General features: G+C 63.1%; 35 protein-coding genes. 26 read left to right on the top strand and 9 right to left on the bottom strand.

The annotated features are described in order from the left end of the window. Positions 1–25 precede the first annotated feature (25 nt). Genes J2X53_RS11760 through J2X53_RS11730 form a run of 7 tightly spaced genes read right to left on the bottom strand, consistent with a single transcriptional unit; the run spans position 26 to position 2686 of the window. Positions 26–1012: a DUF2303 family protein gene (locus tag J2X53_RS11760; protein WP_349037678.1), complete on the bottom strand. Its 987-nt coding sequence runs from the start codon at positions 1010–1012 to the stop codon at positions 26–28. A 21-nt stretch (positions 1013–1033) separates the two neighbouring features. Further along, positions 1034–1264 carry a hypothetical protein gene (locus J2X53_RS11755; protein ID WP_349037677.1) on the bottom strand — a complete coding sequence of 77 codons (231 nt, stop codon included), beginning with the start codon at positions 1262–1264 and terminating at the stop codon, positions 1034–1036. An 18-nt stretch (positions 1265–1282) separates the two neighbouring features. Then, positions 1283–1708: a hypothetical protein gene (locus tag J2X53_RS11750; RefSeq protein WP_349037676.1), complete on the bottom strand. Its 426-nt coding sequence runs from the start codon at positions 1706–1708 to the stop codon at positions 1283–1285. A gap of 12 nt (positions 1709–1720) precedes the next feature. Continuing rightward, complete coding sequence (locus J2X53_RS11745) at positions 1721–1966, bottom strand: hypothetical protein (protein WP_349037675.1); 246 nt, start codon at positions 1964–1966, stop codon at positions 1721–1723. A 5-nt stretch (positions 1967–1971) separates the two neighbouring features. After that, complete coding sequence (locus J2X53_RS11740) at positions 1972–2148, bottom strand: hypothetical protein (protein WP_349037674.1); 177 nt, start codon at positions 2146–2148, stop codon at positions 1972–1974. Next, positions 2145–2450 carry a hypothetical protein gene (locus J2X53_RS11735; protein WP_349037673.1) on the bottom strand — a complete coding sequence of 102 codons (306 nt, stop codon included), beginning with the start codon at positions 2448–2450 and terminating at the stop codon, positions 2145–2147. The genes J2X53_RS11740 and J2X53_RS11735 overlap by 4 nt, the downstream gene beginning before the upstream one ends. Further along, the gene (locus J2X53_RS11730; protein WP_349037672.1) at positions 2447–2686 is read right to left on the bottom strand and encodes a hypothetical protein; all 240 of its coding nucleotides are present in this window, start codon (positions 2684–2686) and stop codon (positions 2447–2449) included. The genes J2X53_RS11735 and J2X53_RS11730 overlap by 4 nt, the downstream gene beginning before the upstream one ends. Before the next feature lie 32 nt (positions 2687–2718). Here J2X53_RS11730 and J2X53_RS11725 point away from each other — a divergent pair, with 32 nt between their 5' ends. Further along, positions 2719–3402, top strand: a complete 684-nt coding sequence (locus tag J2X53_RS11725; protein WP_349037671.1) for a hypothetical protein — start codon at positions 2719–2721, stop codon at positions 3400–3402. A gap of 254 nt (positions 3403–3656) precedes the next feature. Here the strand turns inward: J2X53_RS11725 and J2X53_RS11720 are convergent, their stop codons facing one another. Next, complete coding sequence (locus tag J2X53_RS11720; protein ID WP_349037670.1) at positions 3657–4016, bottom strand: helix-turn-helix transcriptional regulator; 360 nt, start codon at positions 4014–4016, stop codon at positions 3657–3659. A gap of 287 nt (positions 4017–4303) precedes the next feature. Beyond that, entirely contained in the window at positions 4304–5266 is a 963-nt protein-coding gene (locus J2X53_RS11715; protein ID WP_349037669.1) for an exonuclease domain-containing protein, read from the bottom strand. Positions 5267–5469: 203 nt separating this feature from the next. On the opposite strand from J2X53_RS11715, the gene J2X53_RS11710 reads away from it, so the two are divergent. From J2X53_RS11710 to J2X53_RS11590, 25 genes are all read left to right on the top strand, one after another. Further along, positions 5470–5751, top strand: coding sequence for a hypothetical protein (locus J2X53_RS11710; protein WP_349037668.1), 282 nt, complete (start codon positions 5470–5472; stop codon positions 5749–5751). A gap of 129 nt (positions 5752–5880) precedes the next feature. Further along, positions 5881–6411: a DUF1937 family protein gene (locus tag J2X53_RS11705; RefSeq protein ID WP_349037667.1), complete on the top strand. Its 531-nt coding sequence runs from the start codon at positions 5881–5883 to the stop codon at positions 6409–6411. Further along, positions 6411–6686, top strand: coding sequence for a hypothetical protein (locus J2X53_RS11700; RefSeq protein WP_349037666.1), 276 nt, complete (start codon positions 6411–6413; stop codon positions 6684–6686). The genes J2X53_RS11705 and J2X53_RS11700 overlap by 1 nt, the downstream gene beginning before the upstream one ends. Further along, on the top strand, positions 6686–7060 hold the full coding sequence (locus tag J2X53_RS11695; protein WP_349037665.1) for a hypothetical protein: 375 nt from the start codon (positions 6686–6688) through the stop codon (positions 7058–7060). Before J2X53_RS11700 ends, J2X53_RS11695 begins: the two co-directional genes overlap by 1 nt. Then, positions 7057–7395, top strand: coding sequence for a hypothetical protein (locus J2X53_RS11690; RefSeq protein ID WP_349037664.1), 339 nt, complete (start codon positions 7057–7059; stop codon positions 7393–7395). The genes J2X53_RS11695 and J2X53_RS11690 overlap by 4 nt, the downstream gene beginning before the upstream one ends. Further along, complete coding sequence (locus J2X53_RS11685) at positions 7392–8027, top strand: hypothetical protein (RefSeq protein ID WP_349037663.1); 636 nt, start codon at positions 7392–7394, stop codon at positions 8025–8027. Before J2X53_RS11690 ends, J2X53_RS11685 begins: the two co-directional genes overlap by 4 nt. Before the next feature lie 177 nt (positions 8028–8204). Continuing rightward, complete coding sequence (locus J2X53_RS11680; RefSeq protein WP_349037662.1) at positions 8205–8828, top strand: hypothetical protein; 624 nt, start codon at positions 8205–8207, stop codon at positions 8826–8828. Next, positions 8825–9568 carry a hypothetical protein gene (locus J2X53_RS11675; RefSeq protein WP_349037661.1) on the top strand — a complete coding sequence of 248 codons (744 nt, stop codon included), beginning with the start codon at positions 8825–8827 and terminating at the stop codon, positions 9566–9568. Before J2X53_RS11680 ends, J2X53_RS11675 begins: the two co-directional genes overlap by 4 nt. Before the next feature lie 121 nt (positions 9569–9689). Continuing rightward, complete coding sequence (locus J2X53_RS11670; RefSeq protein ID WP_349037660.1) at positions 9690–10142, top strand: HNH endonuclease signature motif containing protein; 453 nt, start codon at positions 9690–9692, stop codon at positions 10140–10142. A 90-nt stretch (positions 10143–10232) separates the two neighbouring features. Beyond that, positions 10233–10676, top strand: a complete 444-nt coding sequence (locus tag J2X53_RS11665; protein WP_349037659.1) for a P27 family phage terminase small subunit — start codon at positions 10233–10235, stop codon at positions 10674–10676. Further along, the gene (locus J2X53_RS11660) at positions 10663–12330 is read left to right on the top strand and encodes a terminase TerL endonuclease subunit (RefSeq protein WP_349037658.1); all 1668 of its coding nucleotides are present in this window, start codon (positions 10663–10665) and stop codon (positions 12328–12330) included. Before J2X53_RS11665 ends, J2X53_RS11660 begins: the two co-directional genes overlap by 14 nt. A 92-nt stretch (positions 12331–12422) precedes the next feature. Beyond that, the gene (locus J2X53_RS11655) at positions 12423–13634 is read left to right on the top strand and encodes a phage portal protein (RefSeq protein ID WP_349037857.1); all 1212 of its coding nucleotides are present in this window, start codon (positions 12423–12425) and stop codon (positions 13632–13634) included. Further along, positions 13631–14560 carry a S49 family peptidase gene (locus tag J2X53_RS11650; protein ID WP_349037657.1) on the top strand — a complete coding sequence of 310 codons (930 nt, stop codon included), beginning with the start codon at positions 13631–13633 and terminating at the stop codon, positions 14558–14560. The genes J2X53_RS11655 and J2X53_RS11650 overlap by 4 nt, the downstream gene beginning before the upstream one ends. Before the next feature lie 105 nt (positions 14561–14665). Beyond that, a complete protein-coding gene (locus tag J2X53_RS11645; RefSeq protein ID WP_349037656.1) occupies positions 14666–15979 on the top strand; it encodes a phage major capsid protein in 1314 nt (437 codons plus the stop codon). 82 nt (positions 15980–16061) lie between these two features. Further along, the gene (locus J2X53_RS11640) at positions 16062–16412 is read left to right on the top strand and encodes a hypothetical protein (RefSeq protein ID WP_349037655.1); all 351 of its coding nucleotides are present in this window, start codon (positions 16062–16064) and stop codon (positions 16410–16412) included. 33 nt (positions 16413–16445) lie between these two features. Then, positions 16446–17012, top strand: a complete 567-nt coding sequence (locus J2X53_RS11635; RefSeq protein WP_349037654.1) for a hypothetical protein — start codon at positions 16446–16448, stop codon at positions 17010–17012. Next, a complete protein-coding gene (locus tag J2X53_RS11630) occupies positions 17009–17341 on the top strand; it encodes a head-tail adaptor protein (protein WP_349037653.1) in 333 nt (110 codons plus the stop codon). Before J2X53_RS11635 ends, J2X53_RS11630 begins: the two co-directional genes overlap by 4 nt. Then, a complete protein-coding gene (locus J2X53_RS11625; RefSeq protein ID WP_349037652.1) occupies positions 17338–17805 on the top strand; it encodes an HK97-gp10 family putative phage morphogenesis protein in 468 nt (155 codons plus the stop codon). The genes J2X53_RS11630 and J2X53_RS11625 overlap by 4 nt, the downstream gene beginning before the upstream one ends. 4 nt (positions 17806–17809) lie before the next feature. Beyond that, positions 17810–18178 carry a DUF3168 domain-containing protein gene (locus J2X53_RS11620; protein WP_349037651.1) on the top strand — a complete coding sequence of 123 codons (369 nt, stop codon included), beginning with the start codon at positions 17810–17812 and terminating at the stop codon, positions 18176–18178. A 3-nt stretch (positions 18179–18181) separates the two neighbouring features. Then, positions 18182–18616, top strand: a complete 435-nt coding sequence (locus tag J2X53_RS11615; protein WP_349037650.1) for a phage tail tube protein — start codon at positions 18182–18184, stop codon at positions 18614–18616. Next, on the top strand, positions 18613–18957 hold the full coding sequence (locus J2X53_RS11610) for a hypothetical protein (RefSeq protein WP_349037649.1): 345 nt from the start codon (positions 18613–18615) through the stop codon (positions 18955–18957). Before J2X53_RS11615 ends, J2X53_RS11610 begins: the two co-directional genes overlap by 4 nt. Before the next feature lie 8 nt (positions 18958–18965). Beyond that, complete coding sequence (locus tag J2X53_RS11605) at positions 18966–19286, top strand: hypothetical protein (RefSeq protein WP_349037648.1); 321 nt, start codon at positions 18966–18968, stop codon at positions 19284–19286. After that, a complete protein-coding gene (locus tag J2X53_RS11600) occupies positions 19287–21290 on the top strand; it encodes a phage tail tape measure protein (protein WP_349037647.1) in 2004 nt (667 codons plus the stop codon). Beyond that, positions 21287–21937, top strand: coding sequence for a hypothetical protein (locus J2X53_RS11595; RefSeq protein ID WP_349037646.1), 651 nt, complete (start codon positions 21287–21289; stop codon positions 21935–21937). The genes J2X53_RS11600 and J2X53_RS11595 overlap by 4 nt, the downstream gene beginning before the upstream one ends. Then, entirely contained in the window at positions 21934–22518 is a 585-nt protein-coding gene (locus J2X53_RS11590; RefSeq protein ID WP_349037645.1) for a hypothetical protein, read from the top strand. Before J2X53_RS11595 ends, J2X53_RS11590 begins: the two co-directional genes overlap by 4 nt.

Genomic DNA, 22518 nt, shown 5'->3' with positions numbered 1-22518 from the left:
GATTACCCGCCCAGCCGGGGTCTGATTATGCTTCGGCGGTGCCTTCCAGCACTGGCAGGCTGGTGGCTTCGGTGGCGGTCTTGACCGCTTCGTCAAAGGCGTCGTCAAGCGCGCGGTCCGGGTCATAGATCGTCAGGCTGAATTTCAGCGCGCCGCCCTGTTTGCGGTATTGGAAGCGGACGGGCAGGCGGTAGAGCGCGCCCGATTCAAAGACCGGGATAGCGATCAGGAACAGGTTGGGGATTTGCAGCGGCTGGCCGGTCGTGTCTTTGTGTTCGTTCACAAAGCTGATCGTGCTTTCGCCTGTGTCGCGGTTGCTCGTCACTGACAGGTTGCTGACCTCATGCACTGCAAATTCGCGCGACATGTGGACCAGTTTCAGATGCTGACCGAAGCGGCCACCGATCTTTTCCGCGATCTCGATCAGGCGATTTTCCCAAACAAGCTGGGATTCAATCGTGCCGGGGTTCAGCAGGGCCGGGGTTGGGTTCATGAAGTCTTTGGCGTTGTCTTCGATGAACTGCGCCATTTCGTCTTTGTCCATCGGCTTGCCGGATACCTTCATCCAGCGCTGCCATTCCTTGGACAGCGGGAAAGTGTAGACCCCGCGATGGTCGCCATAGTTCGCGGTCTCATCCGGGCTGGTGGCATCCAGCGTGGCCCCGCCCTCGCCGTGATAGTTGGCGATGCAGGTCAGGCTGGGCGCGGAGCGGTCGGGGTTGGCGTAGAGGATCGACGTGGCACCCTTGAAACGGTTGGCCCAGTCGATCAGACTTTGCAGGGTGGCCAGCTTGGCCGTGCCCTTGCGGCGGGCGGGTTTGAGGTATTGCGCCGCCTCGCGCATGTGTTTGGTCAGGTCTTCGACCTTGCGCCCGTGCGGGACGCTGACCAGCACTGGGGCGGTCAGGGCTTGTTCCGGGTCAGGCGCGGTGATGAAGCTGAAATCTGCGCCATCGGACATCAGGTCGCGGACGGTTTCCGCGATGTTTTTGGTGGGGATCGGGGTGGTCATGTTGGGATTCCTTGCTGGAACTTAGCGGGTGACGTGTCTGACGGCCCACATCACCGCCTGCTCGGCGTTTGTGATGGCCAGCGCGAGTTCCCGACTGCCGCCAATCTCTTGGCATTTGGCGATGAAGGCCGCGCCAAGGTCTTTCAGCGCGACCATCTGCGCTTTCTCTTCGTCAGTCAGGATGCGGTAGTTGTGCCGCACAGCGTTGTTCGCGGTGCGATCATCGGAGGCAGAGTCAACTTTCGTGGTCATGTTGTGCCTTTCTTGGCTTTAGCGGATTTCGCCGGTTTCTGGATCGTGGGCATCGCGGACCTGCATCTGCGCCAGCATCGGGCTGTAGAGGGTCAGCAGGCCCTCATCGGTCACATAGGCGACGGCGCTGGAGGGCGGGGCCTTGGGGGCCTTGGTTTCGCAGACCGCAACCATGGTCACATCGCCCATCTTGTTCTGTTCAAACGCGATCTGGATGGTGAAAGTCCCCTTGGCCTTGCCGCTGTGGACGGCGCGGTATTCGGCCATCTTGCGTTGCAGCTCGGCCATCTTTTCAATGACCTCGGGCAGAAACTCGCCATTGTTGAAGATGCCGAGGATCTGATCCATCGTGCGCAGGGCCGGGATCGGCTGGCGCGGTTTGCGTTTGGTGGGTGGCAGCGGCAGACCGCTTTCGGGTGGGGTGTCGTCTTTGGCCAATTTCATGATTTCCCTTTGTCAGCGCGGGGTTGCGATCTTGCCTGTGAAGGCGTCGAAGTCGGTTTTGAGCCGGTCGAACGGGTCACGGGCGGCGGGGTCGGTGTTCAGTTCTTTGCGGCTGGCGACATTGCAAAAGCCGCGCACGAAACAGGCGGGATCGCCCGGAAAGTTGTGGGTTTGCAGGATGAAGGCGGCAAAGCGCGGATCGGCGCACAGGATGCCCGCCTGAGTGGCGGCGGGCAGATCGGCAACGGCTGTGCGCATGCGAGTCATGGCAACATGACGCCAGAGGCAAAGGCCAAGAGCAGGCCGAGGAATGAAAGGCAAATGCCTGCCATCGCGTGGTTCTCTGACTTTTTCTCGCCATAGGTGATGCTGCCGCCGATGCCAGCAGCGGTGGCAAGCAGGCCAGCCACAAAGACGACAGCGGCGAGTGTCGCGGTCATGGCCGCGCCTCATGCAGCAGATCGGCAATATCTTCGCCGTGGCTGCGCGGGCGGCGCAGGCTGCCGCGTTCGACGGCCTGATGTGCCCCAGCTTCCCAGTCGGCCATGGCCTCGGTGCTGGTGCGCCCGGTGCCGGTCACGCCGTGCAGGTGGATGATCCATCCCCGCTGCGCGTCGGCGTTGCCCGGAAAGGTCAGACGGCTGCCGGGGGTTTGCGTCACGGTGTCAAGCAGCAGTTGGGTGCGATAGGCCGGGGCTGTGCGATGCCATTCAGCCAGCAGGGCGGCGAGGGGGGAGATCATGGCGCGGCCTGCGGGTTCAGCAGGTGGCAGGCGAGGCCGCGCATGTCGCGCAGGGTGTGCTGCATGGCGCTGACGCGGATCAGGTTCACCCGCCGCCCGCGCTCGGCCATCAGGGTTTCCCATGCGCCAAGTCGCAGGGCAGGCTGATCGGCCACAAGGTCGGGGGAATGCACCACGGCCAGCGCGTCGTCAATCTGTCGCGGGCTGGGGAGGCGATAGGTTTGGTGCCGCATCATGTAGACCTTTCCGATTGATTGCCCAAAATGTTGTGAGTACGCTTCTGGTGCTGACCGCACGCGGCAAACGTGCGGTCAGCCTTCGACCCCTTCCACGCAACCTGAAAGGAACCGAAATTCATGTGGAGAAACGAGAGATGCGCGAACCCACCAAGGCCACCGACACCGCGACCACCATCAGCGCCAGCGCCCCGGCCATCGCCCCCCATGGGCACGCCGCCGGGGGTAAGGCCTCCAAGGTAGCCAGCCCCGAAGATCTGGCGCGCTTTGAGTTGCTGCGCTGCGCGATGTATCATGAGGATTGCGAAGCGTGGTTCGCGTTCCTGCACCGGGCCTCCACAGGGTTGAACATCCTGCTCGGAACGGCTGCTGTCGCCACTGTCATTAACCAAAGTCCTGCTTGGGCTGTGGCGTCCGGTGTTGCGATTGCGCTGCTGTCGGTGCTGTCTCTGGTTTGGGACTACGCAGGCCGCGCCCGCGACCATAAGGTCCTGCGGCAGCGCTATTTCCATTTGATGGCTGATCTTGAAAGCGGAAGCGCAACGCCCGAGCGGGTCAAGACTGGCATGGCGGCAATCTATGCTGACGAACCGCCGACCAATACCGCTGTGAACACGGTTGCGCACAATCGCGCTGGAAGGCTGATGTGGGGCGACGGATTTGACCGTGAGCCGATCCGCTGGCTTCGTCGTCGGCTGCGCCACGTGTTTGGGTAGGTCGCTGCGCTGCATGATGCCTCCATCGGGTTGCGATGGAGTGGATATTATGACCAATTCGGTCATTGTCAACTCAAATAATGACCGAATTGGTCATACGTAAGATTTGACCTTGCTAGCTCCGCCGAGTCGCGTCCAAGATGTGTTCACCTAATGTTCTGGTTTGTTGAGGGGGTGGACTTGGACTTCTGGCGTAGCAACCCGAAGCTCTATGCAATGGCTATCGTCGCCCAGGCGACTGGCCAAAGCCTCGATCAGATGTTTTTGCGCGCCTCGACTGCTCGCATTTTGTCTGCGAGATCCATCGGCAGTTTGTCCCATTTTCCCAAGATCAAGAAATCCAGTGTGACGCCAAATCGCTCGACAAGCATGGCCGCGACGTCTTCTGTGATTGCTCGCTTGCCGCCCTCAAAGCGCGACCAGTAGGTTCTCGGAATTTCTAAGCTGTCGGCCATCTGAGATGGCGTTAGATTCAGGGCTTCTCGAAATAGCATCATGCGGTGACCGATGCGCTCTGGCGTCATCTCACTTCTTAAGTGCGCAGAGAGGCGGGCGCTGGTCTGAGTTTTCATGTGGCCAGATTGCCGAATGACCAGTTTGGTCGCAATTTCCATTATGGACCCTTGACAAATGACCGAATTGGTCATTCTTGTTGGCGTATGCAGCATCCTGTTTGTCAAATTCTCTCACTCTGGCCGACTCGCCGCGCGGTTCTTGATGACGCGCGACAGCTTGAGCCCACGCTTGACATCGTTGTGGTTCACCGTTGGTTTCAGCGCGGAAGTGTGCCGAGTAAATTCTGGGGTGTTCTGATCGAGGGTGCTGCTCGACGTTCGATAAGTGTTCGAGCGGATGACTTTGTCAGAGCGCACGATGGAAGAAGTGAGGCAGCATGATGCCATCATCCCTTTCCAATCAATGCCAAGAACTCGCTTTCGCCAATCACCCGAATGGCGGACCCGCTCGCGATAAGTTCCTCGGCTTTGCGGTGTTTGCTGCTTTTACTGTGACCGGCCAGAACGCTCAAATCCTGATCCCCGACGATCAGGAGGGTGGTCTTTGTGGATACGGTTGTTTTGACCGAAATCCCTGCACCAGCTGCGTGGCTTGCTGCGTCTTCACGGGAAATCGACAGCGACCCGGTGAAAACTGCGATGTGGCCAAAGAGGGGGCCGTTTTCATCACCTTGCGCGCGAACGGCAGGGGGGTGGACCTTCCGGCGTGGCGCAAGAATTTCGGCAAATGTCTGGCCAGTGTGTTTTTCAGCCAAGAGAACGACCTGTGCAGCGGCGCGGGCGTCTTCCAAGGCGTCATGATGCCGGAATGTCAGCCCGAGCGCATTCTTGAGGTGCGCGAGGCCATGTCCGCCGTTGCCCTTGAATTCGGGCCAGGCGCGCTGTGCAACTCTTACGCTGTCATGCCACTGAATTTGTGGGATCGGGATATCATGCCACTCGCATGCGGCGTTGATCGCTGTTTTGTCGAAGTTGCTGTGCTGAAAAACCGTGTTGCTCGTCAAGACAGGCATAAGGGCTTCAATAACCTCGTCAAAGGTTGGTTTTCCTTGAACGTCCTCGGGTTCGATGCCGTGAATGCTGATGTTGAAGTCGTCGAAAGCGTCAACAGGGTCGATCAGCGTTCCATATGTTCGGATCACTCCGTCCAGTGCGCATGTTGCGATGCCGATCTGGCAAATGCTTGCCGGGTGGCCGTTTGCCGTCTCTACATCAAGTGCGATGAAGCGGTGGCCGAGGGTTGGAGGGACATAGTTCGCAATCAGTTGGACTTGGCCGTGGATGGTTGGCATCGGCTGCGGCGGTACGTCGGTGCTTCGGCCGAAGAGTTTTCGCAGCCATCCGGCCATATCGTGATTCCTTTCTGTGACATTGCTAAAGGGTATGCGGCGGTTCGCCTGTATGCCACCAAACAAACCGAAGGGGACGCAGCATGACCGCCGCGTCCCCCCGTGCCTTTCGCTCTGCAGCTGCTGTTGATCCGTCACAAGATCAACATAGGAGTGGAGCGTTGGAAGATTCCTTCCGAAAATGCAGCGGGCGGGAAAGTTCTTTGCCCCGGGCCGTGCTGGACCATGACGCCAAGATGAACCGGGTGATTGCCGCGCTTTGGGCGGCGTTCCCCGAGGCGACATCCAGCCATGATCTGGCCGAGCGGGCCGCGCCCTATTTCCGCAACCGGCAGGGCCAGCCGATCGACCCCAAAACGGTGCGGCTGTGGCTGTCGGGCGTGAGCCTGCCAAGGGGTGAGCATGTGTTTGTGCTGATCGGGATGGTGGGGGCCGGGTTCTTTGGCCTGCCGTTGCAACCTGCGGCACGGCGGGGTGCGCGATGATGGCGCGCTGGTGGCTATTCTGGGGACGGGTCTGTCTGGTGCGGGCGCGGCGGCATGAGATCCGCGCCTTTCACCTTAAAAAAAAGGCGGAAGAATTCTTCCGGCGGATCGTGGTTGAGGCGGGGGGCGATGATGGGGGTTGATGTGCGGTTTCCGAACCGGCCTGACTGGGATTGGCTGCGCCTGAAATATTACGGCATGAACCTGCTGCATTGCGATGCCGATCTGCTGGACGTGGCGCGCATCATGCGCGGGCGCTACGGCTATCTGGCAACGCCGTTCACCGGGCCGGTGCTTCCGGGCGGGCGCTATCGCCCGGCGCAGGCCGATGTTCTGGCCTCGGGTGCGGCGCTATGGGCGCTGTGGGGGGCGGTTCACCGGCTGACGCTGGTGTCGCCCGTGGTCAATTCCATGGCCATGCTGGCGCAGGATCTGGGCGGCACGCTTGACGCGCTGGACCGCGATTTCTGGCAGGGTTGGTGCCTGCCGCTGCTGCACGGCTGCGGTGGCGTGGTGGTGCCGCCGATTGTGGGATGGGACCGGTCTGACGGGGTTTGGCGCGAGTGCTGCTATGCGCTGCGCCACAACATGCGGGTGTTCCTGCTGCGCGCCGATATTTCGGCGGCGGCGCATCCCCGTAGCTTGCTGGAGTTGGTGTGATGCAAGCGCTGATTGATCCGGGCGCATCCGGGGCAAAGGCTGCCACGGTGCAGGGGGCGCAGGATTTTGACCTGTGCGGGCTGCGGTTGTTGGTGGCGCAGGTGGAGGGCACGGTGCAGCTGGTGTTTCTGCGCGATGGCTGGGAGGGCGGGCCGCGCAAGGCGCTGGCCAATGTCTTTGTCGATTCCGCGACGCCGGTGCAGTTGCGCGCCCTGGCCAACCATCTGGACACGCTGCCGCTGGATGCTGTTTCGCCTCTGTCGGGGGAGCTGTGATGCGGGAACAGCCTTGCGCGAATGGCGTGGCACGGCATTTCGTGCCCGAGGGGTTTCAGACCTATGCCGCGCCCGAGCTGGCTGCTGCGCCGCCATGGGCTGCGGGCGTGTGTTTCAATCCGGCCTGCGGGCGGGATTTTGCGCCGTCGCGCAGCTGGCAGATCTATTGCTGCGCGGGCTGTGAACGGCAGGGCGTGGCCGAGCTGCGGCGCTGGGGCCATCGGATGGCCCTGCCGCTGCTGGTCTGGCGCATGGGCAAATATGCGCCCGGTGGATCTGCTGCGGGCGATCTGACCCGCGCCGCACGGCGCTATGTGGCGCATGCGCAAAGCGCGTGGCTGGCCGAGCGGTTGCAGCGGGGGGATGCGGCGTGACGGTGCGGGGGCAGAAGCGGGACCGGATCTTGCGGGCGCTGGATGGTCGGCGCAACGCGGTCGATCTGGCGCGCGAGGTGGGGTGCTGCCCCAAGTATGTGCGGTTTGTCGTGCGCAGCGCCGGTCGGTCGCCTGATCTGGTTCCGATGCAAGGCGGGTTCATCGCACAGATTCACGCGCTGCGCGCTTTGGTGAATGTAGATCGGCTTTGTCTGACCCCAGAGGTTCTGGCCTGGCTGGCAGCGCAGACCGGCGGCGGTGTGACCATCGCGGACGTGATCCGGGGTGTTCTGGTCGATGCCTGGGCCGAAGATTTGGAAGGGGGTGCGGAATGAGTGCCGCGCCCCGACTTGTGGCGGTGACGCCGGGTGACTATCCCGCCTATCCTATCGGGCGCGACCAGAGCCTTGACGGGCACAGCTTTGTCAAATGGCAGACGGCGCGTTGGCTGTCGTCGCGCACGTTCAAGCTCGCATCGTGGGAAGTGCAGGGCATGGCGCGGGCCTTGTTCGATCTGTGTCAGACAGAGCGCCCGATTGGCACCTTGCCGGATGACGATGAAGAATTGGCCGCGATGCTGCGCGTGTCGCAGGTGCGGCTGCGTGAGCTGCGCGCGATGGATTTGGGGCCGCTGCGCAACTGGTCGCGCTGTCTGTCGGATGGCGTCGTGCGGTTGGCGCATCCGGTTGTGACGGAGCAGATCCAAGACGCGCTGGACCGGCGCGCAATGGCGCAGCTTTCCAAGGAGCAAAAGGCGGTTGCGGTGCGGTTGGAGCGGTTGCGCAAGGCGTTGCTGGCCAATCAGATTTCGCAAGCAGTGGTTGCCGATGATCTGCTGATCCGGCGCATGGATGAGTGGATCGAGGCCACGCATCGCGGCAACCGCACAGCAGCGGTCTATCGCTCGGCCATTCTGCACGCGGCGCAATCGCGCTGGTTCGGGCGTGAGGATTGGTCGGGCGGCTGAGTCTGGTTTTGTGAAATTCTGTGGCGGCACAGAATGGAACAGTGCTGGAACAGAATGGAACTGTTCCGCCCAAGAGAAGAAGAGAAAAGAATAGATAAGATAAGACTTTACGGAACGAAGTTGCGGCGGTGGGTGCAGGTGGCAGGCGTAGGAATTTGCTGAGAAATGGGGTGTGCGATGACGGGCAGTGACGGACAGGCAGACGGCGGGGATGCAGGTGGCGTTCTGGCCTTGGGCAAGCGGGCGCGGATCAGGCTGCTGCTGATTGATCCGCTGGAGGCTTTGGGCTTCCGGCGAAAGACCGGCACCACGGTTGCCGAACATCAGGCGGCAATGGACTCGCTTGCCGACAATCTGGCGTATCTGTCCGACACCGGGCTGCGCGCCTTGTGTGAAATGCTGCGCACCAAGGGCGAAGGCACGGCCCGCAACATCTGGCCCGCTCCGGCCACCGTCTATGCGCTGGCGGAACTGATCGAGCGCCGCCCGCTGGAGGAATTGCCGGGCTGTCTGCGCTGGTTCCGGTCGGTCGAGGGGCCGCGCGCGATGGCGGCGGGAACACTGGTGGAAACATGGTCCTACTTTCACCGCATGAAGCGCCCGCCGGTTCACATCGCGCGGGATCTGGCGCAGCGCGCAGCGGACAACCGGCGGCAGTTGCAGATCATTGATGAGCGGGCGACGGCGGGTGTGGCCACGGCAGAGGAACTGGCATGGGCGCGCGGATACCGAGACCGGCTGGCCTATTGCGAACGGCTGGTGCGGGGTGGTGATGAGCAAGAGAATGGGGCTGCGGCATGAAGATGGACAGGTTTGATGAGATCGTCGGGCGTGGGGCGCGGGCCGAGGGCTTTGCCGCGCTGGATGAGGGCGCTCGGGTCGAGGTCATCCGGCAGGCGGGCATGGTGCCGCCGGTCTGTGGCGATGACATACCCTGCGCCCCGGCGCGTGGCCCGGTGCGGGCAGTTGATTTCATGGCCGCTTATCCCGATGGGCAGGATGCCTATGTGTTCAAGCCTGCCGGGTTTCTGGGCCGCAAGACGATGGTGCGGGCGGATGTGTTTGACACCATGGCTGCACAGGCCGCGCGCAAGGGCCGGGCCTTTGGGCTTACGGTCAGTCAGGTTGCCATGGGGCGCACCTATCGCGCCCTGGTCGAGCGGCATTCGGCTGGTGCCACGCGGTGCAGCTCGGTCGAGGCGATGCCCTCCGGCGGGCGCGGCGACTCGGATGGGTTCACCGAGGCACGGCTTGCGGCCAGCCGCCGGATAGATCTGTTGCAGGCGCGTGTGGGGGCAGGCAGCGCCATGGCGGTGCGCCGCATCCGGCCATCGGTGCGCGGGTCGCGGGCGTCGATCCCTGACCGTGCGCTGGTGGATCGGGTCTGTCTGGCTGATGAAGACATCAGCGCCGTGCTGCGCGCCTATGGCTGGTCGGTCTATGGCGACACGGTGCAGGCTCTGACCGCTGCGCTGTCGGCTGCGCTGGAGCGGATGGCGGGGCCTGCCGTGCGGCGCGACATTCAGGTGATCCATCTGTGATCTGAAAAAAGGGGATTGACGGCTTACCTCATCCGGTCCTATCAATCTTCCTATGATCTGAAACTGCGCCTTGGGGAAACCTGACGGCGCTTTTCGCATTTCCCGAACATGGTGGTGGCCTATGGCCTTGATGCAGGTTTGCTGTGCAGCAGGCTGCGATGACCTGGCCTTGCCCGGTCTGTCGCGCTGTGCTGACCACGAGGCGGCGCGCCAGGACAAGGCAAGGCTGCACCGGGCCAAGGCCAAGCTGAGTGCCGATGCGCTGCGCGGGTCAGCGCTCTACGCCGATCCGGCATGGAAGCGCGCGGCCAAGGCATGGCTGCGGGCGCATCCGTTGTGCGTGGATTGCGAGGAACTTGGGCTGGTGGTGGTGGCGACAGAGGTTGACCACCGTGACCCACACCGTGGCGACAGAGCAAAGTTCTGGGCGCGAGGCAACTGGCAGGGTCTGTGTCGGTCCTGTCACAGCCGCAAGACGATGCGGGAGGTCAACGCGAGGCGTGGGGGGGGGGTCAAAAAACCAAGGCCCCCAACTAGAAACCGCGCTGGTAACCCGTTTTGTTGTGCGGGTTGAATTGGGGAAAAAAGCCCACTGGTTAGGGTTCCTTCGGGGGCTTTGGCCAGGGGTGGTTTTGAATGGAAACGGTCTGGATAGGGGGCTGCTATGAAGGGGGCAAAGCCCGATCTGCGGAATGTGATTCCGATGAAAGGCGATGTGGCCCCCCGGCCCGTGCCGGATGCGCCTGAGTTCATGAGCGATACCGCCCGCAAAGTCTGGGATGAGCTGGCCGGGGTTCTGGTCGGCAAGGGTCGGCTTGAGCCGTCTTATGTGTATCAGTTCGCGGCCTATTGTGAATCGGTCGCCAACTTTATCGAGACCACGGCCTGCCTGGCGATCGAGGGCAAGTATTACGAGACGAAAACCCGCAACGGCTTGCAGCAAAAGAAGACGGCCAGCTGGGGGCAGCAGCAGGAGGCGATGAGCGCGATGGCGCGGGGTGCTGCCCTGTTCGGGCTGTCGCCGGTCGATGAGGCCCGCTTGAAGGTGACAGGTCAGGGCGATCTGTTTGATGACCTGATGAAGCAACTGAAAAATGGACCCGGTTGACCATCCGGTTTCCCGCTATGCGCTGGATGTCATCAGCGGCAAGGTGATCGCGGGCGATCTGGTCAGAATGGCCTGTGAGCGGCACTTGCTGGATCTGGACACGGGCCGGGATCGCGGGCTGGTGTTTGACTGCGAAGCGGCCAGCATGGTGGTCAGGTTCGGGAACGTCTTGCAGCACACTGCCGGGCCGATGGCGGGCCAGCCGTTGACGCTGGAGCCGTGGCAGGTGTTCCGTCATGGTTCGGTGTTCGGGTGGAAATACGAGGATACCGGCCTGCGCCGGTTCCGCGACACGTACCACCAAGTGGGAAAGAAGAACGGCAAGACGACAGACACGGCGCTGCCGATGATCTTCACCCAGCTGTTTGATGGCGAGCAGTCGCCCGAGGGGTATTGCGCCGCGACAACGCGGGATCAGGCGGGACTGCTGTTCAAGGGCATCGGGCGGATGATCCGGCGCAGCCCGGTGCTGGGCCAGCTGATGCGGGTGTGGCGCAATACGATCGAGACCAGCCGCACCGATGGGATGATCAAGTGCCTGTCGCGTGATGGCGACAGTTCGGACGGGATCAACCCGAGCTTTCTGGCGCGGGATGAAATGCACCGCTGGACCGATCGGGAGCTGGCCGAAACGATTGTAGAATCCATGATCGCGCGGGCGCAGCCGATTGACTGGGTGATCACCACGGCGGGGCATGACCGCTTGTCGATCTGTGGCGAGTTGCGGGGCTACGCCGAAAGCGTGCTGCGCGGCGATGTGCAGGATGATCGGTTCTTTGGATATGTGGCCGAGCCGCCCGCCGATTGTGATCCCATGGACCCGGTTGCCTGGGCGATGGGGAACCCGAATCTGGGTATCAGCAAGCCGGTCGGGCGGATGCGCGAGACGGCACAGAAGGCGCAGGATATTTCGGGGCGCATGCCGAACTTTCGGCGCTTTCACCTGAATCTTTGGACCGAGGGCGCGCAGAACTGGATCGGGCGCGATGTCTGGGATCATGGCGAAGCTGCTGCGCCGATCCACATTGAAAGCCTGTTCGGTGAAAAGGCTTGGGTCGGGATCGACCTGTCGAACAAGGTGGACACCACGGCTATCGTGATTGCGGTGCCCAAGAACGGGCTGGTGTATCTGATCGCCTACACCTTTCTGCCGTCTGGCCCCAAAGGGTTCATCGCGCGGGCGCAGTCGGAAAAACGGGAGTACGTCAGCTGGCGCGATCAGGGCTGGCTGGAGGTGCAGCAAGGTGGCGCGATTGATGAGGATGACCTGATCACGCGGCTGGAATGGATCCGGTCAAAGTTCAAGATTCAAGAGGTCGCCTATGACCCTTGGGGCATGAAATACATGGCCAAGAAACTGGATCAGCGGCGGTTCCCGATGGTCGAGCATCGGCAAGGCTATCAGTCGATGTCGAACCCGATGAAGCGGTTTGAAGAACTGGTGGCGAAGAACCGCATCCGGCATGGGGGTAACCCGGTGCTGGCATGGCAGGTGGGCAACGTGCATCGGGACGAAGACGCATCCGAGAACGTGAAGCCGAACAAGCAGAAATCAACAGGCCGGATCGACGCCGCTGTAGCCGCTATCATGGCGGTGGGCAGGGCCGAGGCGGGCGAAGGCAAGCGCCAGGCGCGGGAGATTGAAACGGTATGAGCCTGCTATCCAGACTGTTCAGCCCGGCCCGCGCTGCTGCCCCGGTTGCGCGCACGGAACCCGCCCTGCGCGGGACAGGTGTTGCCGGAGCCATGGCTGCTGATACCTCGGGCACCGCGAAACCGAACCCTGCGCTGTGGGGGGATCTGGGCTGGGGCAGTCAGAGCCGGGTCAAATCCCTGCCGCGCGTGACCCCGATAATTGCGCAGCGTCATGCCACGGTGTTCGCCTGCGGCAATGTCATAGCTGGGGATCTGGCAAAGTGCCCGATCATGGTCATGCAGAAGGGCAAGAAAGGCCGGGATGTCGAGGTCTATGACCATCCGGCCAGCTATCTGCTGAATGTCGAGTCTTCGCCGGGTGTGCCTGCCATGGTCGCCCGCTTTACGCTGATCTACGCCTATGCGATCCGGGGGCGCAGCTATGCCTATGCGCCGCGCGATGGCAGTGGCGAGCTGACCTTGCTGGACGTGATCCGCCCGGATCGGTGCAGTGAGCTGGAGGTGCCGGGCAACCGCAACCGCTACTATGATTTCGAGGATGGCGCGCAGGTGCAACGCCGGGTGCCGGTGCGGGCGATGGTGCATCTGCGCTATATGGCCGAAGATGGTTGGACAGGCCGCAGCCCGCTGGAGGTTGCGGCAGAGAGCATGGGGCTGGCGCTCGCCGGGCAGGAGGCGGCGGCGCGGGCCGCATCCGGCACCCAGATGCGGGCGTTCATGAAAATGGCCGATGTCTATGAGGATGATGAAACCTATCTGCGCAATGCGCGCCGGGTGCGGGCGGCGTTGAATGACCCGGATGCAAACGGGATTCCTCTCATCGGCGGCGGTGATGACATCCAGTCGCTTGACCTGTCGGCGGCGGATCAGGAGTTGCTGGCCAGCCGCAAGTTTGACCGTGAGCAGATCGCGGCCATCTACCGGGTGCCGCCGTCCAAACTCCAGATGCTGGAATTCGGCGTGAAGGCAAACGGCCAGCAACAGGCCATCGACTATAAGACCGACTGTCTGTTGCACTGGGGCGGGCTGACCGAGGCGCAGCTGTCGCTGGGTGTGCTGACCGAGGCTGAGCGCCGCGCGGGCATGTTCCTGCGCCATGACTATGAGGCGCTGCTGATGGCCACCACCAAGGAACGCTACGACTCGCTGAGCCGCGCAATCGGTGGGCCGTGGATGACATGGCAGGAGGGGCGGCGCTTGGAACAGCTGGATGATCTGCCGCCTGGTGAGCAGCCCTATCCGCCATCGAACATGACCCGTGAAGACAAAGGGTCGGACAAAAAAGAGGGAACGGACGAATGAAACAGGGTTCCATTCTGGCCCGCCTCGGTGGGCAGCTGATGGCGGTTGATCCGGTCTATGGCCGGGAATGCCTGTCGAGTGACTGGCCTGCCGCCGCGATGGCGGCACGGTCGGATATGGTGGCAGGCACGGATCTGAAGGTGGAGCGCGGGGAGCGGTTTGTTTCGGTGCGCGGCGTGGCTGTCATGCCGATCCGGGGCATCCTGACCCCGAATTCAGAGATACTTGAACGCTATCTGGGCTGGGCCACCTATGCGGGGATCGAGGCGGCCTGTGCGGAAATCGCGGCGGCTGATGATGTTGGCGCGGCGGTTCTGGAAGTTGATTGCCCCGGCGGGACGGTGCTGGGGCTGGCGGGCGCGGTGGCGTCGGTTGCAACGCTGGCTGCGGTAAAGACGGTCTATGTGCTGGCGAATCCGCTGGCCGCGTCTGCCGCCTATGCCATCGCATCGCAGGCCACCAGCATCGCAATGACATCTGGCGCCTATGTCGGATCTATCGGGGTCATTCAGCAAACCGCTGCCCCGGTTCAGCCCGATATGTATGGGGATCAATGGAACGTTCATGTGTCGAGCCATGCCCGCGCCAAATGGGCAGACCCACGCACCGATGCCGGGCTTGCGGAAATCAGGCGCGGTCTGGATGAATTCGAGGCGGTGTTTCATGCCGATGTGGCGCGGGGCCGGGGTATCGCGCCCGATGCGCTGGCGGCGCTGCTGTCTGTGACCGATGACCCTGCCGATGGCGGGGCGGTGTTTCAGGCTGCCGAGGCGATCCGGCGCAAGCTGGCCGACACAATGGAAACACGGGCCGCATTCTATGACCGGGTGTTTGCCGCGCATGCGCCGCAGCCCGCGCGGACCAAGGCCGCCGCCCGTGCGTTCTCGGCGCAGGCAGCAGCTGCGGCAGCGCTGGCGAACTGCTGATCTGAAATCACGCAACCGCGTGTGACGTGACCCCGCCCGGTGCAGCCGGTTCGCGGGGCTGAAACTGTGGCCTTGCGTGATGCGGCCACCATCATGGAGACGGATATGAAGAATCTCGACGATCTGCGCCGCGACCGGAAGGCCGCTGCCGACACGATGAAGGAAAAGGCCACGGCCATCAGCACGCTGGAGGCCGTGGCCGCGCCGGATGCAGAGGCGATTGCCAAGGCCTCGGCTGAGTTCGACGCCGCACAGGCTGCGTTTGACGCGGCTGACAAGGCCGTGAAGCGCGCAGAGGCCGTGGAGGCAGCGGGCGCTGCGGCAGCGGGTCCGGGCGATGGGGCGGCAGGCGGTGCCGGTGCGGCCGGAACGGCGGCGGCACAGGCGGCAAACCCGGAGCATAAGGGGGCCGAGGTCGGCTTTCTGATGCACGCGCTGTATCAGGCCAATGGGGATCGCGACAAGGCTATGGCTGTGCTTGACCGCGAAGGTCATTCCGGGATCAGCGCCTCACTGTCTGGCCTGACCGATGGTGCGGGCGGGATCACCATCCCGCGCCCGATGGCCGCCACGATGATCGAGCTGCTGCGCAGCCGCGTGGCTGTGCGCGCCTCGGGCGCGCGGTCTGTGCCGATGCCTGCCGGTGAGCTGCGCCACGCCAAGCAGACTGGCGGTGCAACCGCCGGATATGGCGCAGAGCTTGCCGTTATCGTCTTATCCGATCCGACCTTTGACGCGGTGGATATGTCGTTCAAGAAGCTGACCGCGCTGGTCGGGGTGTCGAACACCCTGCTGCGGCAGTCGGGTCTGCCCATGGCGATGGTGGTGCGCGATGATCTGCTGAAGGTCATGGCGTTGCGCGAGGATCTGGCGTTCCTGCGCAATGACGGCACCGGCGGCAACCCCAAGGGTCTGATTTCCTGGTGCCTGGGTGGCAACCTGCAATCGGCTGTTGCGGCCACGGCTGCGGCGGCAGAAACCGCCATCCGCCGCGCCGTGTCGCTGGTCGAGGATGCCAATGTCGGCATGGTCAGCCCCGGCTGGATCATGCGGGCCAGCGCCAAGAACTGGCTGGCCGGTCTGCGCGATGCGGCGGGCTATCATGTGTTCCCGTCGATTGACCAGAACGGCACCCTGAAAGGGTTCCCGATCAGGCTGTCGTCGCAGATCCCGACCAACCTGGGCGCGGGCACCAATGAGACCGAAGTGACCTTTGCGGACTTTTCGCAGATCATGATCGGGGATGCGGCGAACATCACCCTGGCGATGTCCACCGAAGCGGCCACCGTCACGGGTGGTATCACTACCTCGGCATTCCAGACCGATCAGACCCTGTTCCGCGCGGTGTCGGAGCATGACCTTGCCCCCGAAAACGATGTGGCGATTTCGGTCATTCGCGGCGTGAACTGGGCCGCCTGATCCGGCGCTGACCTTGTGATCATCTGCGCCCCGGCCTGACCGCTGGGGCGTGGTTTCAATCCAACCTGACACGGGATTTCCCATGAAGATCAACAAATACACGGGGCTGGTGGCCCTGACGTTGCTGCGTTCGCATGCCGTTTACAACAAGGGCGAAACGGCGGGCTTTCTGCCCGGTCATGCACAGCAGCTGATTGCGGCGGGCGCAGCGGTGCCCTTTGATCCCGACGCCAAGGCGGCGGTTTTGCCCGTGGTGGATGATGGTGCTGCCGATGCTCTGGCGGCACGGGCTGCGGAGTTGGACGCGCGCGAAAAGGCGCTTGCTGATCGTGAGGCTGCCTTGATGAACGCGCCTGCCGACAAGCCGAATGAGCCGCCTGCACCAGCTGACGCTGCAAAGACCGGCGCGCCCCCGAAACAGGGCAGCAAGTAAGCTGACCGAAGCGGAACAGGAAAGGGCAGGGCCATGCAGGTGATCGGGGAAGCCCCGCAAGCGGTTTCGGTTGCGGCGTTCAAGCGGGCGGTGATGATCGCCGAGGATGACACAGATCATGATGTGGCCCTGACCGCCTATCTGGCGGCAGCGCAAGAGGTGGTGGAGACTGCGGCGCGCCGTCCGCTGACCCCGCGCGTGGTGCAGTTCACCACCTGGGCCGGGTTGGGCCTGCGCTGGTGGGTGCCGCTGGCCCCGGTCAGCGCAGTCACGGCTGTCGCCTATGATGACGGGTCGGATTGGGTGGATGTGCTGCCTGCCGAATTTCGGCTGGTGCAGGGTTTTGATGAGCCGCAGGTGCTGTTCACCGATGCGGCGTTTGCCGGATTGTCCTGTCTGGCCGGTCTGCGGATCACTGCGACTGTGGGGCATGTCACGCCGCCCAAGGGGTTGATGCAGGCAGTGATCCTGCTGGCAAAAGACTGGTTTGATACCGGGGTGGCGGTCGAGGATCACAAGGAAACCGCGTTGAATTTCGGGTGCCGGTCGCTGATCCGGCAGGCGCGATATGTGCGCCCGCGCGAATGGGGCAGCGCATGAGCCGGGGGCTTTTGCGCTACAAGCTGCGCGTTCTGCGCAAGGGCGTGGTGGATGACGGGTTGCAGCGGGTCGAGGCGTTTGCCCCGTTCGGTCACGCGATCTTTGCCGAGCGCCGCGACATTTCGGATGCTGAGCGGCTTCGGTCGGGTTCGGTTGTGGCAGAGATTGCGACCCGGTTCCGGGTGCGGCGCGGGACACTGGCCAATCAGATCACCGCTGCCGACCGGCTGGAGGGCGGCGGCGTGGTCTGGGCCATCATCGGCCCGCCCAAGCTGTCTGGGGATGATGACCGGATGCTGGAAATCACTTGTGCGAGGGCTGTCCTGTGAAGCTGACCGAGGGGTCCGGGTTCAAGGAAATGGATGAGATGCTGAAATCTCTGCCCAGATCCACGGCAATGAGTGTCGCCAAGCGCGCGATGAAAAAGGCGCTGGCCCCGGTCGAGGCGGCGGCGCGGGCAGATGCGCCGTCGCCGCGCGAGGCGGGGGCTGTGGGTGTGTCAAACAAGCTGACCAAGGCACAGGCGCGGGGCAACCCGGATCGGGACACCGCGACCGTGGTGAATATGTTTGTCGGGTCCAGGTCCAAGCTGGCGCATCTGTTTGAGTTCGGGACCGGGCCACGGTTTCAGAAGTCCGGCAAGTTTACCGGGATCATGGCTCCGCGTCCGTTCATGCGGGCAGCCTGGGATGGCAACAACGCCGAGGTGTTGCGGCTGTTGTCTACCGAACTGGGTGCCGAAATTGAAAAAGCGTTCGCACGGGCTGCCCGCAAGGCGGCGCGGAAAGGGTGATCACGTGAAGGCACAGTTGCGGGCGCATCTTGGGGCGGCGCTGGCCCCTGTTCCGGTGGATTGGGGATGGAACCCGCAAGGGGAGGCTGCTCCGCGCGTGGTTCTGACCGTGGTGTCGGGTGATCCTGACTATGCGCATGACGGGCCGTCTGGCTACCGGCAAAACCGGGTGCAGGTTGATTGCTATGCGGTCAGCTACACCCCTGCGGATGCGCTGGCGGCGCAGGTGCGGGCGGCCCTGTCGGGCTGGGTTGCGCCGCCGGTCAGCGGGGTTTTCGAGGTTGGCGAGCGTGATTTGCCGCCCGACACGGGCGCGGGCGAGCTGCTGGCGCGGGTTTCACTGGATTTCATGATCCATCACAAAGAGGGCTAGGACATGACAACGGACATTGGTTTTCAGACAGAAGTTCTGGTCGGCACGAATATCGCGGCTGTGACCGCGACCGTTCTGCTGGCCGGGCTGAAGGCGGTCACGCCACCCGCCTTGTCGCGGGGGGAGGCAGACATCACGGCGATGGGTGAGCCGGATTTCCTAAAGCAGTTCATTCCGGGGCTGACTGACCCCGGCGAGCTGCCACTGGAGCTGAACTGGTTGCCTGACAGTGACGCCGAAGAGCTGTTGCGGGAAATGTTCGCAGAGCGGCAGTCCCGCCTGATCATGATCCGGTTCAATATGGTCACACCGAGGGTGACCTGTTCATTCCGGGGGTTCCTGCGCGAACGCACCCCGACAGTTCCGATGGAGGATGGCATGACCTGCGCTGCCACCTTCCGGGTTACCAGCAAAATGACCTGGGGCACTGTCGCATGAGGGGCGAGGTCAAATTCAAGGTTGGCAGCAAGTCGCATTCGCTGCGTTTTACCGCGAACCGCATCTGCGATCTAGAGGCGCATTCGGGGCGGCGTATTCAGGACTGGGCGGATGAGCTGTCGGACGAAAGCCGCTCTTCGTTTGTGTCGCTGCGCACCCTGTTTGCCGCCGGGCTTGACTGCACCGAGGTCGAGGCTGGCGACATCATGGATGAGCTGGGGCTGGAAGAGGTTGGCAATCTGATCGGGCGCGCGCTTTCGCTGGCGTTTGCAGGGGTGGAGTCTGCTGATACGAATGCCCCTGGTGCCCCTGCGGGAAAGCGCAAGGCAGCGGCGCGATAGATTGGCCGGTGCTGCTGCGCAACTGGGTGGCGGCAGGTCTGCCGTCTGGCGAGTTCTGGCCGATCACACCCGGTGAAATCACGGTGATCCTGCGCGGCGCGCGGGATCGCATCCAGCGCGAGGCAGAGATTGCCAAGCGTCTGGTCTATGCGCAGGCGGTGCTGAACAGCCACGCCTGGCACGGCCCGCGCCGGATGCCCGATTTTGACCGCTTCTTTGGAACGGCCCGCGCGCCCGGAAGTGCGCGGCAGACCCCTGAACAGATGATGAATGCCTTGCGCGACTGGTCTGCAAAGGTCAGCGCTGCGGGCTTGCCGGAGGTGCATTGAATGGCGGCTATTGTTGGTGCGTTGCGGGCGGTGCTGTCGCTGGACAGCGCGGCATTCACCAAAGGCGTCAAGAGTGCGCAGGGCGACATGTCGGGCCTGCGCAAGTCGATGGCTGCCATCGGGAAAAACCTGAAGATCGCCGGGGCCGCGATGACAGCGGCCAGCACCGGGGTCGCCCTGACGATCAAGGGGCAGCTGGACGCTGCGGATGAGATGTCGAAGTCGGCACAAAAGTTCGGTGTGCCGATCGAGAGCCTGTCCAAGCTGAAGTATGCGGCAGACATGTCTGGTGTGGCGATGGGCACACTGGGGACGGGCTTGCAGAAGCTGTCAAGAAACATGGATGCTGCGGCGAGCGGCAACAAGAAAGCCGCTGCGATGTTCAAGGAAATGAACATCGAAGTGAAGAACGCTGACGGCACCCTGCGCGACACAGAGGCGGTGCTTGGCGACGTGGCCGATGTTCTGGCGAAAATGCCGGATGGCGCGGCCAAGACGGCGCTGGCGATGGAGGTTTTCGGCAAGTCCGGTGCCGAGCTGATCCCGATGCTGAACGGCGGCAAGACGGCTTTGCAGGCGTTGACCGATGAGGCGGCATCGCTGGGGATCGTGATCGACGCCAAAACCGGCAAGGCGGCTGAGAATTTCAACGACAACATCAGCCGGCTGAAAACGGCGATAGGCGGTCTGGTGGTGCAGCTGACGGCTGCGCTGGCCCCGACACTGGAAATGATCTCGGAAAAGATGGTCGATGCCACCAAGTGGTTTCGGGATCTTTCGCCCGAGACACAGACGCTGGCTGCAAAATTTGCGGTAGTGGCGATGGCTGCCGGGCCATTGGTGCTGGGGCTGGGGTTTGTTGTGTCGTCGCTGGGCAGCGTGGTGCTGGCGATCCGTGCGGTCACCGCCGCCATGCTGCTGAACCCGTTCGGCCTGATCATCACCGCGGTCGTCGCGGCTGCGGCGGCAATCTATTATTATTGGGAGCCGATCAGCGGATTCTTCACCGATCTTTGGGCGGGGATCACATCAACCGCAACGGCTGCCTGGGATGGCATCAAGGGGCTTTCCGCTGCTGCCGTGGCGGGAACGCTCGCCGCATGGGACGGCATCAAGGCCGTGTTCGGTCTGGTGCTGTCGAATGTGGCAGCGGCCTTTGTGGAGGGTTGGGAGGCGATCAAGGCCGAGGTCAGTACCTGGCCTGCGCGGTTCATCGAATTTGGCGGGCAGATCGTTGACGGCCTGAAGCAAGGTATCTTGGACAAGTGGGATTCCATGATGGCCAGTCTGCGGGGCAAATGGGATGACCTGAAAAACGGTTTCGCTGATGCCCTTGGCATCCGGTCACCATCCCGCGTGTTCCGGGGGTATGGCCAGAATATCACCGAGGGCCTTGCAATCGGGATCGGCGAAAATGCCCCGATGGTCGGGGAAGCGATGGATGAGGTGGGCGCAGCGTTGAAGGGATCGAACGGATCTCTGGAAAGCGGTTTGGACTCGCTGAAATCGACGATTGAAAACGTGTTTGTCGGCCTGGTCACCGGGTCGATGAAGGCCAAGGATGCGGTGCGGCAGCTGGCGCAGCAGCTTGCGCAGATGCTGGCGAAGGCGGCTTTCAGCAAGCTTTGGGGCGGCGTTCTGAGCGCCATCGGGTTTGCCGATGGGGGAGTATTTCAGGGCGGCAAAGTGCAAGCCTTTGCCAAGGGTGGTGTGGTGGCTGGGGCCACCGCATTTGCGATGCAGGGCGGATTGGGCGTGATGGGCGAAGCCGGGCCGGAAGCGATCATGCCACTCAAGCGCGGGGCTGACGGTCGCCTGGGTGTCGAGGCGGCAGGCGGTGCCGGTGGCGTTCTGGAGATCCGCCTTAGCCCGGAACTGGAGGCGCATTGGCTGCAAAAGGCCGCCATGCAGTCTGTCCATGTCACACGGGCCGGGGCGCAGCAGCAGCAAAAGGCCTTTGGCCAGACCGCACAAAGCTATAACGCACGGGGCACCACCGGATGAGAGCGATAGTTGATCTGCCGCGTCTGTTCGTGCGGACAAGCGTAGTACCATGGAAAATCGACTGGCGCGGGCAATCTTCCGGCCCGGATACCGGCGGCGGTGATCAGACTGTGGTTTCCGGGTTCCCGCGCTTTGTCGGGGCGGTCGCGCTGGTGCTGCCGCCGGAAATGGTGCTGGAGTTCCGGGCCATTCTGACCCGGTTGCGCGGCAGGGTAAACGCGCTGCGGGTGCCGATGGTCGATCCGCTGAGCGGGATGGTTTCAGGTGGGCTTACAGCGGAAACCTATATGGCATGGCAGGCAGGTCAGTATGTCGAACCGCGCCCCAAGGTCCGGGTGGTTGCTGCTGCCGCGCGCGGTGTGGGTGAGATCGTGGTGGATGAAACCGACATTCTGCGCCCGATTCAGATCGGGTCAAACCTGTCATATGATGACCGGCCTTTTTCGGTTGTCGGGCGGTCTGGCTACGGGGCGACTGTGACGCTGCTGGTCGAACGGCTGGCCGTGGCAATCCCCGAAGATGCAATGATCGACCTGGAGGCGAGGGGCATCTTCACGCTGGATGACCCGTTGGCGGCGATGCCTGATTATGGACTTGATCATGTGGCGCAAACGACCGTGGCCCTGACAGAGTGGATCACCAGATGAGCTTTTTCCCGGCAGGCTTTGATCCCCGTGCCGATGTGGTGGGGGGGCTTTCGCTGGTCTCCATTGACACGCCTGACGGGCTGTTCCGGTTTCTGCTGGGCGGTGACGGGGTGTTCCGCGACATCGACGGCCATGACTGGTGGGGGGCGACGGTGTTGGACGTGCCAGCGGTGCCCCTGCCCATCGGCGGCACCGCGCCCGAAGGCGCAATCGGGATGTCATTCTTTCAGGATCCAAGCCAGCCGGAGCTGATCGACCAGGTGCGGGCGCTGGGGTCCGACTATGTGCGCGGGCGGGCGATCACCTATTGGCTCCAGCCGCTCGGCCACGTGAACCATATCTATGCGCCGGTCTGGCCGCCGCTGCGCCTGGCCGCGTTTGAGATGCGGTCCGTGTCCCTGGAGGTGTCAGGGCCGCAGATGCGGCGGATGATGTTGAAATACGAATCCGCCTTTGCCGGGCGCAACACGGCGCGCGGCTGGTACTACTCGACCGCCGATCACGAAAAGCTGCTGGGGGCACCGAACCCGTCTTTGTCACGCATGCCGACCGATGGCCGGGTGACTGAGCCAATGTTCTGA

It is taken from the genome of Pseudotabrizicola sp. 4114 (assembly GCF_031457365.1).
Lineage (GTDB): Bacteria > Pseudomonadota > Alphaproteobacteria > Rhodobacterales > Rhodobacteraceae > Pseudotabrizicola.
Note: the sequence above shows the minus strand (reverse complement) of the source record. Positions and strands in the feature narration are given on the sequence as shown.